We start from the raw sequence: 10,445 nt of genomic DNA, 5'->3' as shown, positions 1-10,445 counted from the left end.
ATCCTCCAATTTACTTCCTTAATTATACTAAATCAGAGTCTCTATTTAACTTGTACACTTTTTATTCTAGGCCCAAAACCAAAAGAATCTACTGATGATATTGCTGATAATTTCTATGAAAAAGATGAACTGAAAAAATTCATGGGTGCAATCACAAATGATAAAATACTGATCACTATGAGATTATTAGCATTCACTGGCTTGCGAAAAGGTGAATTATTGGGGTTAAGATGGACTTGACATCAACATGACTGATAAGACACTCCATGTTCAACGTGCTGTTACACGTGGAGAGAATGGATTAGAGTTTGGTCCACCCAAAAATAAACAGTCGAATCGTGTGATTGACATTGACCCGTTAACGTTGAAGATTGTCAAGCATTGGAAGACAGCTCAAAAAGCTGAACTACTTAAATTAGGTTTGAAACCAGTAAAAGAACAGTTAGTTTTATCTAGCAAATCAAATGGTATTTTAAGCCCGTCTAAGCCGGGTAAGTGGATTAACGTAACAGCAGATAAAGTTAAATTAAAACACATCACAGTGCATGGTATGCGACATACACATGCCAGTTTGATGTTTGAATCAGGAATCAGTATTAAGGAAGCACAAGTTAGACTTGGCCATTCAAGTTACCAAACCACAGCCGACATTTATACCCATGTTACTAAAAAACAGAAACTGGAAACTGGTAAGAAATTTGCTGAATATGTTAATTTCTAATATGTATTTTTAAGACTCTATGCAGAGTCTATTTTTTTATTCAAATTCAAAAGCACTAACTTTACACTAACTTTCACGTCAGAAACATTGATAAGCATTGAAAATAAAAAAGTACCCTAACCATTGAAATAACAACGATTATGGTACTTATTGATACTCATTGATAAACATTGAAGTTTATCGTTATTCGATAAAATGGAGATGAGGGGAGTCGAACCCCTGTCCTAGCATGTTGCCAATCTGACGTCTACGCTCATATATCAACTATTTAAAATTCGCTAATCAATTCGCCGCTGATCAGGGCCAACATGATTAACTAGTCCGATTAATCTCTTCTTACCACTTCTGACTGGAGCAATAAGCGTAAGCTCACTTAGTTTTTGGACCCAGTATCAAGCCATGAGCAAACCTGGCTGGATCTCCACTCGCTGGTATTAAGCAGCTAAAGCGAAATTGTTTGTATTATTTTTTGCAGTTATAATTTAAACTGAGCGTTTTAACGAAGTCGCAACCTTCGAAGCGCAGTCAAACCTCAACCCATACCAGTCGAATCCATAAACATCCCCGTTTATGCACATTCAATATTACCATATCGCGCACCATTTTGGTACCATTTGAGCTATAACTGCACAAAAAAAGACGCCTCACTGAGACATCTTCAAAAGTTAATTTAAATTTTAGTACCAACCATTTGCTTGCCAGAATGATTGTGCTGCAGTCCATGAACCATAACGGTTTGCAACATATTGGTCAGCAACACGTTCTTGGTTAGCAGCTGAATAGTCACCATTTAAGTATGATGCGCTCAATTGATACTTACCAATAAATTGTCCATTGGTTGCACCATATGAACCGCCAGATTCTTTGTTAGCAATCCAAGCTTTAGCGGCTGCATCACTACCAGAAGTTGAGCTTGTGTAGCTTGAGCTGTCACTTGAAGTAGTTGATTGATCAGATGCTGGAGTTGTAGCAACTTCTTCGTCAGTTGCGGCACGAACTGTACCATCACTTGTGATAAGTAATTTTTGACCAGTAACGATCAAGTTAACGTCTGAAATGCTGTTGTTTTTTGCAATTGTATCAACTGCATCTGTTGTTTTAGTGTATTGTACTGCAATATCTGAAAGAGTATCTCCAGATTTAACTGTGTAGATTTCATCAGCGTTTGCTGTGGCTGTAGTTGCTACAACACCAAGTGCAATGGCGCCTAAAGTAGCAGCAGAATATTTTAAAACATTTTTACGTGAAGTCATATACCAATAACCATCCTTTTTGTAATGTTTACATTGTCTTTTTTTAACTGTGACTATCATAATGGATGGATATTACTCATGTGTAACGCGCGTATTTCAATTTGCACTATTTTTGAATTGTTTGTAATAAAAGCTATGTTAATTATCACTGATTGACGAATAATCAGTTTCATATCAGCAATTGTTTTATCACTCGATATTATAACTAACCCGTGTTATAACAAACAAAAAAGGGTAGTAAGACTGGAAATCTTAACCCTTTTTTAATAAATTAGATTATATATGTTAATTATTACAAAACAAGTCAATACTTAGACAAAACTTAAGCAAAGTCTGCGTATTTTTCGACAAATTCTGCAACTCCGTCAGCATCATTGGTCCCGGTGACGTCTGTCCCTTGTCGTTTTATCTCATCTTTGCCATTTTCCATGACAACGCCAACTTGGGCACTTTTAAGCATCCCTAAATCATTTTCGGCATCCCCGAACACCATCAAGTTTTCAAATGTCCAGCCAAAATGATTTAATAATGCTTCGAGTCCAACAGCTTTATCCATATCATGATCCAAAAATTCCAGAATTTTAGGTTGTGACCTCACAATATGATAAGTTTCAAACATTTCATCAGTGACTCGATCAAATGCGTCATTTAAAATTGAGGGTTCTGTAGTCATGACCGCCTTACTATAATCATGAGCGTCTAACTGATCAAAATCCGTGGGCACAAAATCAATCTTAGCATTCAGCATTTGCTGATAAACCGACCGTTTTAAATCCGTGATTGGATAGACAGCTTCAAAGTCTAAAATATCCAACGGCAATCCATTAGTTTGCGCAAAGTCATGCAGTAATTGCAGCTTTTGTTTTGAAATTCCTTTTTGACTCAAAACTGTCTTTTCAGTATTTTGAATTACCAACGCACCATTGAAAGTGATCGTATAGTCGTCATCGTTGGTTAAGCCAAGTTGTTCAATATACTTCCAAATCGCGTTAATTGGCCGACCAGTACAGAGCACAATCTTAACACCTTGTTGGTGTAAAGCCTTCAATGCCTGTTCGTTGCGTGGACTAATCTGCTTGTCACTCGTTAATAATGTTCCATCTAAATCCAGTGCCACCATTTTAATCATTATTTTCACCTCACCGCTTACTATAACAAAAAACCACGGTGACTTCACCGTGGTTAACTGCATTTATTGATTTTTTGTTGTTCTGCCGCCTCAGCTTCTTCTTTTAATAAAGCATCCTGGGCATCTTGTAAATCTTGAGCTTTTTTAGCGGCTTTTTTGGCGGCCGCCTTAGCAGCTTTTAACTCAGCATCTTTAGCTGCCTTTTTCTTTTTAGCTTCTTCACGAACTACTCGATTATCGAATTCTTCAATGAAGTCTAAAATCTCGCCGGCTTTGTCTTCACCAAAAATATTCACCCAACCACTAAAGCGGGTGGCCACATTTTTACTGATTTCTTCTTCAACCTCTTTACCGCTCTTGGTTAAATGTAAGAATAAACGACGACGATCTAATGGATCAGCTTTTTGATACACATATTTATGTTTAAGCAACACTTTAATTTGACGCGAAATAGCACTTCTAGTTACGCCTCGTTGCTGCGCAATATCCATCAACATTATTTTCTTTTGTGTCGAAATATCGTGTAGAATTAGATATTGTTCAAATGAAAGAAAATACTTTGCAGCTGGTTCGGAAATAAAAGTGTCTAACGATTTAAGCGTTGACATATATACGCTAATTGCCTTTATCAACAATTCATCTGAATCCATGGCTATTCCCCTCCCGGTCATAATAATATAGACTATATCTATACGGTATAATATGCGTCATTTTGAACAATATGTCAACTGATTAATATTTAAGGGGGGTTAATATTGAATTTAAAGCCAATACAGCAAGCAGAGCTCAATTTATTCGAGACTTTTATCATGATTTGCAATCAATATTCATTACATTATTTTCTAATTGGAGGCTCACTTTTAGGAGCAATCCGTCACCAAGGATTTATTCCCTGGGATGACGACTTAGACATTGGCATGGCTCGTGAAGACTATAACAAATTTTTAAAACTGGCACCGGTTTTAATCTCACATTCTGCCTATTTTTTGCAAACTCCATTCACCGATAAAAACTATGCCATGAGTTACGCTAAGCTCATCGATTTAGATACTGAGATTCAAGAAAAGAATAATTATAATAATGCCAAGAGTGGAATTTTCATCGATATTTTCCCATTTGATGCCATTCCGGAAAAGAGTAGTGAGCAAACCGCTCAAATGGCCAAAATAAAATTTTACGATAGTTCGATTATCGTCCGGTTAGGTTATCGCTTAACTGACTCGGCACTTAATCGGCTATTTAAACCATTAACCACCCGTCAATACGGTGATGTCCGCGAATTAAAACATAAACGCGACGAGGTTTTTCAACAATACAATCAAGACAATTTACCAGAATACAAAAATTTAGCGTCACAATATAAGTATGACAAAGAGATCATGTCGGTAGAGGAAATGACGAACCTAACCAGTCACCCATTCGCTCATCTGAATGTGATGATTCCCGCCAACTACGATGCGATTTTAAGCCGCTTATATGGCAATTATATGGCACTCCCACCCGAAGGTGATCGCTCGCCAAAGCACTACACCGAAGTCATTATTAACGGTAAAGAAATCCTATAAAAAATGCACCTCAGAAAATTCCTGAGATGCATTTATTTTTTTATCTAACTACGATAACCGAACAAGGCGCATTCTGCGACATATAACTAGCTTGGGTACCAATAAAGATACTATTTTTTTCAGTTGTTTCCGATCCACAAACTAATAAGTCGGGATTAAATTCTGGAATGATATCTTGCACAATCACCTTACCAGGTTTACCTTCGCCAATAAAGCCCTTGACGTCTATTACACCAAACTCTTTTGCCTTCTTGACGTATTCATCCATGGAGGCTTGCATGACGTTTCTGCGGCCTTCTAGGACATCTGGCTGCATGCTTTCATACACACTCAAATCCTTCGTTTCCAAAACCGTCACAATTCCCAGAGGAACTTTAGCAGCACGGGCAAAAGTGACTGCATAATTAAAAGCTTTTTGTGACGAACTTGAATCATCTTCATCAACCGCCACTAAAATACTCTTAATCGAAATCTCTTGAACATCAAAATCTATTTCTCGTTTACCCATGTTGTTTCCTCCACTTATTTACAATCTAGAACTATTTGCTTAACATTACTGATCTTTCAATATCTCTGTGACAATTAACTTCGCAAATTGCGTGTTACCATCTACGTTGGGATGCACATTATCATCATAGAACCAGTCTCGATGAGCGATACTAGCGGAATACCAATCAATCACATGCACATTACTATGGTTTTTTGCCAGCTTATTGATTTTATCATTCACTGGCTTTTGCCAAGGTTTCGATGGCACATGCGTGGTAATCCAGTATACTTGACGTTTTGTTCCAATCGTCTTCAGCATTTTATTGGCATCATCATCACTAATTGTACCATTACTTCCAAGGTTCAAAACGACAATATCTTGTAAATGGCCTTCAGCTTTTAATGATCTAACAATCGCTGGCGCCTGATATGCCTGACGTCCTACCTTTGCTGAGATGTAAATATTAGGAATAATTTCTTGTAAGTTAGATGAACCATCGGCCAGTACAGAATCACCAACTGCAGTCACTTTTAACTTTTTTGCTGCAGCTACTTGATTGTTACTTAAGCCGTACTTTCTGGCGATTTCACTGGACCCAACTTTAGTCGTGGCTTGTCCAGCTTTCACTTTGGCATTATGCGCTTTAAGTGCCTTTTCATTTTGTTCGATACGTTTTTGTAAGGCGGTCTTAGGTTTTTGAGCTGGTGATTGAACAATCCCAACAATGGCAATAATGATTACGATAATTGCAGGAGCCAATTTGAGCCATGGTCGATAGTTTTCTTTCACGTGTGTCAAAGTTTTAATTTTGACAGGTAACGTCTTCCAGTCAAACTTCGCTATTGGTCGTTCAATAAAACGATATGACAGTTCACTGATCACTAAAATGATTGCCACTTCAATGATGGCGTTCACCCATGGGTGCGTTCCCATATTCTTAAAATGAGATTCATAAAAAATGAGAACTGGGAATTGATAAACATAAATTCCATAGGAGCGCTTACCAATCCAAGTGAAAATAGGGTTAGTAAACCAACGATTCAAGTGACTCCCTGGATGAGCAATCACCCCCATTAATACCATGGCAAAGATACTAAAAATATACATCCCACCGTAATAGGTAAATGCTGCTTCACCTGACAACACAAAGTACATTAATATTACAATTAATAACGAAATTAATCCGACGCTGTCAATTAGACGGCGTGCTTTTGGCTTGAGCTGAGCCCGCAATCGGTCTGCTGGCCAGACAAACGCTAACCAGGCACCTAATAAGAAGGAAAAAGCCCGTGTATCAGTACCATAATAGGCACGGTTGATATTTTGTGGATCATATAGGACTGCCATCAAAATGGCTGACGCCACGCTCATCGCCAAAACGACCATGCTAATTTGATGTTTGTCTCTTAGTAATTTAAACAATAAGATTAGTAACAACGGCCAGATTAAATAGAATTGAACTTCTACCCCCATTGTCCACAAATGTGTAAATGGAGACTCACCGTTGAATCGGTCAAAATACGATTGCCCATGACTGACTTCCCACCAGTTGTACACAAATAACACGTTGGTCACAAAAATCTCTTTTAACTGGTAGAAAAAATTTCTCTGAAATAACGTAATATATGTGATTGTGAGGATTAGCATCGATAACAGCGTCGGGTACAATCGCTTCAGTCGACGTAGATAAAAATTACCAACTCCAATTGGTTGATTTGCACTGAGCTTGCCAATCATTTGATTGGTCACCAAATATCCTGCCAATAACAAGAAAATTGGTACCCCTAAATACCCACCTTTAAGTGCGTTAGGCGAAAGATGATAAACTATTACTCCAATTACGGCCAACGAGCGCAATCCATCGAATCCTGTGATATATCGACGCCCGGTTTTCTTACTTGGCCCCTTTGGTTGATCCATTACAAATCCCCCGTCCCAACATTAAACTCTTTAAATCCTACTAACGATTATACTTCACTCGTGTTACATTTGGTAATTTAAAGATAAAATTATATAAAAAAAGAAGATTCCCATCAGGAATCTCCTTAAGTACTGCCCCAGCTGGACTCGAACCAGCGACCTCTTGATTAACAGTCAATTATTCTACCAACTGAACTATGGGGCAATAACCTCAAAACAACATATATAATAGTAACATATTCATGTCATTCTTGTAAAGATATTTATAACAAGAAATACGATGAATTTTAAGCTTTTAAACTTCCAATTATTGAAAATTTAAAACTGCCCCAGCTGGACTCGAACCAGCGACCTCTTGATTAACAGTCAATTATTCTACCAACTGAACTATGGGGCAATAACCTCAAAACAACAATAACATTTATACCATAAAAATCGGTACCGTGTAAAGGCTTTTTGGCATTTTTTAACCAATATGATTATCTTTTAGAATATTTTGGAAAATTGGTTCAATTTCTTCAGTCCTGGTCCATTCATTCCAGTGATCCATCGACTCACCTAAGTCTTTAAAATTGTCTGCTACATAGGCTTCGTACTTTGCGACGTTTTGTGAATGTGGAATGTTCAATTGTAAAATACGTACCATTTTAATGAAGCCACGTTCAGCAGCCAATTCCGCGCGGCCATTTTGCACCATATTACCAACTTCATAATACTTGGTGCCATCATTGCGGGTAATTTCTTCAATCATATCTAACGTTAAATCTTCCAACCTGTTCACCTCACAAGTAACAATTCTAAAGAAAAATCACTTCAATGTCAAAGCACAAAAAAATCACCGTTCGGGAAAACGGTGATCGGCATAAGAGAGAAAGAGAATTGATTAGAAGGTATTTCCATACCTTATGACAAGAGAATACCGCTAAATGGAAGCGCTGTCAACTACTTTTCTCTATTTATTTAATTTTGTTTTTCTCTATTTACTTAATTTTGAAGCTGCTGCTTCATCTAGGATCAAAGTAACATTAGGATGGCGTTGCAAAATTGAGGCAGGTAAATCTTCAGTAACAGGACCTTCGACCATTTTTTGCACAGCATCTGCTTTATTTTCGCCAAAGGCTTCTAATAAAATGCTCTTTGCATCCATAATAGTGCCAATCCCCATTGAATAGGCAAACTTAGGAACATCGTTTTCATTATCAAAGAAACGCGCGTTAGCGGCAATGGTTGATTCCGTTAAGGCTACTTTATGTGTGCGTGAATCAAAGGCAGTTCCGGGTTCATTAAAGCCAATGTGGCCATTTTGTCCCAATCCTAAAATTTGGAAATCAACTGGATTTCCCGCGATGATTTTTTCGTAACGCGCAATTTCAGCGTCAGCATGATTCATTCCGTTAGGCACATATGATTCTTTGAATGGTTTCTTGGAGAAGAAATGTTGATTCATGAAGTAACGGTAACTTTGTTCATGAGTATCTGGCAACCCAGCGTATTCATCCAAGTTAATTGAAATGCAGTTCGAGAAATCTAAATCACTGGCTGTAATAGCGTCATAAGTTGAAATAGGAGTACTTCCTGTTGCTAACCCGAAGACGGTGCTTCCGTTTTCAAGTTGTTCCTTGAATAATTCGTATCCTGCTTGGCCTGCTGCTTTTGAATCTTTTACAATATTAATTTTCACGATGAGCCTCCTGATTAATGCCCTTGTTGGTATAGTCCAATATTGACTCATCATTTGAAAAATTGCAAATAAAAACAGCACTGCCGAAGCAATACTGTCAATAATAACTAAATTACATTACTAAACTTAATAAAAGAACGACCACTAATCCAACAATGGAGATAATTGTTTCCAATACCGTCCAAATTGATAGTGTCTGTTTAACCGTTAAATCAAAGTATTCTTTAAACATCCAGAAACCAGCATCATTAACATGTGAGACAGCTAATGATCCAGCCCCGATTGCAAGCGCCATCAGCACTGGGTTTGCCCCAGTAGAATGCATCAATGGAACCACTAATCCGGCAGCCGTCATTCCTGAAACCGTTGCTGAACCCAATGAAATACGTAGAATCACTGTAATCAACCATGCTAAGACCAATGGTGACAAGTTGGCGTGGGCCATCAAACTTTGCACGGCATCCCCAACTCCACCATTAATCAAAACTTGTTTGAAGGCAGCACCACCACCAATAACCATTAATAACATGGCAATTGATTTGATTGCTTCTTCCATGGTTTTACCAACTTGGGCCATCGTCCGTCCACGATGAATCCCCATTGACCACACAGCGAAAATCAACGCAATCACCATAGCAATCATTGGATTACCAAGCATTGATACAACTGCATCAAGTCCTTGTGGATGTTTGAGGGTTTTTCCACCATGTAAGGCCAAAGAATAAATCGTTGATAACATCATGAAAACAACTGGGAATAATGAAGTGAAAGCTGAAATCCCAAAACCAGGAGTTTCATCAATGTTATATTCTTTCACTTCCCCAAAAGCAGGCAATGACTTCTTGACAACAAACGCATCTGGCGCAATCTTCTTTGCAAAAATGGTAAACAATGGACCAGCAATAGCCACACAGGGAATTGCTACGACAATCCCGACCATTAATACCATTCCTAAATTAGCACCCAACGCAGATGCAACTGCGGTTGGAGCTGGTTGTGGAGGTAAAAATCCTTGTGTTGCAGACAACGCTGTAGCCATCGAAATCCCTAAATAAAGCAAAGGAACCTCAGCCTCTAACGCGATTGCGAACACAATGGGAATCAACAACACCATTCCAACTTCGAAGAACATTGACATCCCAATGATAAATGAAGCCACTACGACAGCGAGTTGTAGTCGTTTTTTACCGAAGAGATTAATCAACGTTTTCGCGATACGATATGAACCACCCGCATCAGAAACTAAACGTCCAATCATCGCACCAAATCCGAAGACAATGGCTAATTCACCAAGTGAACTTCCAATACCTTCTTTGATGGTGTCTGCGATTTCCGCAGGATTCATCCCAAGTCCAAGTGCGACTAAAATGGAAGTTACAATCAGGGAAACGAATGTATTCAACTTGACCTTAATAATCAAGAAGAGTAGCAGTAGAATTCCTAATAACAATACTACAAATTGCATTTTATTTTACCTACTCACTTTCGAAAATTCAAAAAAACACAAAGACTAGTATATGAAATTCACTTACATTTTGCAAGCGTTTTTCGACAAAGTGCCTGGTAGCCATTTTCAAATGTACAAAAAAAAGAACTTCGTTTAAAAGTTCGGTTCTACAATATTTGGTACTGATAGAGATTCACTTTGTGAATTTATACTGGTGCCATTTTCTATTATCAAGTAAA

Annotated in this window: 9 protein-coding genes, 2 tRNA genes, 1 other RNA gene and 2 pseudogenes; 3 read left to right on the top strand and 11 right to left on the bottom strand. The window is 38.0% G+C overall.

The genetic code is table 11. The features are described 5' to 3' along the window. Together FFM59_RS10220 and FFM59_RS08985 are read left to right on the top strand one after the other, a co-directional pair. A pseudogene (locus FFM59_RS10220) lies at nucleotides 1-240 on the top strand (site-specific integrase); the annotation flags it as partial. Between the two features lie 7 nt (nucleotides 241-247). Then, nucleotides 248-721, top strand: a complete 474-nt coding sequence (locus tag FFM59_RS08985) for a site-specific integrase (RefSeq protein WP_137602704.1) — start codon at nucleotides 248-250, stop codon at nucleotides 719-721. A gap of 193 nt (nucleotides 722-914) precedes the next feature. Here the strand turns inward: FFM59_RS08985 and ssrA are convergent. The 4 genes and pseudogenes from ssrA to FFM59_RS08965 all read right to left on the bottom strand — a co-directional run. Beyond that, nucleotides 915-1,287: a transfer-messenger RNA gene (gene ssrA / locus FFM59_RS08980) on the bottom strand. 111 nt (nucleotides 1,288-1,398) lie between these two features. Next, nucleotides 1,399-1,974 carry an aggregation-promoting factor gene (gene apf, locus FFM59_RS08975; protein WP_137602703.1) on the bottom strand — a complete coding sequence of 192 codons (576 nt, stop codon included), beginning with the start codon at nucleotides 1,972-1,974 and terminating at the stop codon, nucleotides 1,399-1,401. Nucleotides 1,975-2,296: 322 nt separating this feature from the next. Then, a complete protein-coding gene (locus FFM59_RS08970) occupies nucleotides 2,297-3,103 on the bottom strand; it encodes a Cof-type HAD-IIB family hydrolase (RefSeq protein ID WP_137602702.1) in 807 nt (268 codons plus the stop codon). A gap of 200 nt (nucleotides 3,104-3,303) precedes the next feature. Further along, nucleotides 3,304-3,753: pseudogene (locus FFM59_RS08965) on the bottom strand (MarR family winged helix-turn-helix transcriptional regulator); the annotation flags it as partial. A 105-nt stretch (nucleotides 3,754-3,858) separates the two neighbouring features. Between FFM59_RS08965 and FFM59_RS08960 the strand changes: the two are divergent. After that, on the top strand, nucleotides 3,859-4,668 hold the full coding sequence (locus FFM59_RS08960; RefSeq protein ID WP_137602700.1) for a LicD family protein: 810 nt from the start codon (nucleotides 3,859-3,861) through the stop codon (nucleotides 4,666-4,668). A 40-nt stretch (nucleotides 4,669-4,708) separates the two neighbouring features. Here the strand turns inward: FFM59_RS08960 and FFM59_RS08955 are convergent, their stop codons facing one another. From FFM59_RS08955 to FFM59_RS08925, 7 genes are all read right to left on the bottom strand, one after another. After that, complete coding sequence (locus FFM59_RS08955; RefSeq protein WP_137602699.1) at nucleotides 4,709-5,176, bottom strand: universal stress protein; 468 nt, start codon at nucleotides 5,174-5,176, stop codon at nucleotides 4,709-4,711. Nucleotides 5,177-5,221: 45 nt separating this feature from the next. Beyond that, nucleotides 5,222-7,078, bottom strand: a complete 1,857-nt coding sequence (locus FFM59_RS08950; RefSeq protein WP_137602698.1) for an acyltransferase family protein — start codon at nucleotides 7,076-7,078, stop codon at nucleotides 5,222-5,224. A 132-nt stretch (nucleotides 7,079-7,210) separates the two neighbouring features. After that, a tRNA-Asn gene (locus FFM59_RS08945) sits at nucleotides 7,211-7,283 on the bottom strand. A 119-nt stretch (nucleotides 7,284-7,402) separates the two neighbouring features. Beyond that, nucleotides 7,403-7,475 (bottom strand) — tRNA-Asn (locus tag FFM59_RS08940). A gap of 69 nt (nucleotides 7,476-7,544) precedes the next feature. Next, a complete protein-coding gene (locus tag FFM59_RS08935; RefSeq protein ID WP_137602705.1) occupies nucleotides 7,545-7,829 on the bottom strand; it encodes a hypothetical protein in 285 nt (94 codons plus the stop codon). A gap of 225 nt (nucleotides 7,830-8,054) precedes the next feature. Further along, the gene (locus tag FFM59_RS08930) at nucleotides 8,055-8,759 is read right to left on the bottom strand and encodes a glucosamine-6-phosphate deaminase (RefSeq protein WP_137602697.1); all 705 of its coding nucleotides are present in this window, start codon (nucleotides 8,757-8,759) and stop codon (nucleotides 8,055-8,057) included. A gap of 112 nt (nucleotides 8,760-8,871) precedes the next feature. Next, nucleotides 8,872-10,224, bottom strand: coding sequence for a gluconate:H+ symporter (locus FFM59_RS08925; protein WP_137602696.1), 1,353 nt, complete (start codon nucleotides 10,222-10,224; stop codon nucleotides 8,872-8,874). Between the last annotated feature and the right edge of the window lie 221 nt (nucleotides 10,225-10,445).

This window comes from Paucilactobacillus nenjiangensis (assembly GCF_005405445.1).
GTDB lineage: Bacteria > Bacillota > Bacilli > Lactobacillales > Lactobacillaceae > Paucilactobacillus > Paucilactobacillus nenjiangensis.
The sequence above is the reverse complement of the archived record's forward strand: the minus strand, read 5'-3'. Positions and strand labels throughout refer to the sequence as shown.

Excerpts from the sequence above, each read along its gene's own strand:
- FFM59_RS08950 (WP_137602698.1), bottom strand. The coding sequence starts at position 7,078 with ATGGATCAACCAAAGGGGCCAAGTAAGAAAACCGGGCGTCGATATATC.
- FFM59_RS08955 (WP_137602699.1), bottom strand. The coding sequence starts at position 5,176 with ATGGGTAAACGAGAAATAGATTTTGATGTTCAAGAGATTTCGATTAAG.
- FFM59_RS08985 (WP_137602704.1), top strand. The coding sequence starts at position 248 with ATGACTGATAAGACACTCCATGTTCAACGTGCTGTTACACGTGGAGAG.
- apf (WP_137602703.1), bottom strand. The coding sequence starts at position 1,974 with ATGACTTCACGTAAAAATGTTTTAAAATATTCTGCTGCTACTTTAGGC.
- FFM59_RS08970 (WP_137602702.1), bottom strand. The coding sequence starts at position 3,103 with ATGATTAAAATGGTGGCACTGGATTTAGATGGAACATTATTAACGAGT.
- FFM59_RS08925 (WP_137602696.1), bottom strand. The coding sequence starts at position 10,224 with ATGCAATTTGTAGTATTGTTATTAGGAATTCTACTGCTACTCTTCTTG.
- FFM59_RS08935 (WP_137602705.1), bottom strand. The coding sequence starts at position 7,829 with ATGATTGAAGAAATTACCCGCAATGATGGCACCAAGTATTATGAAGTT.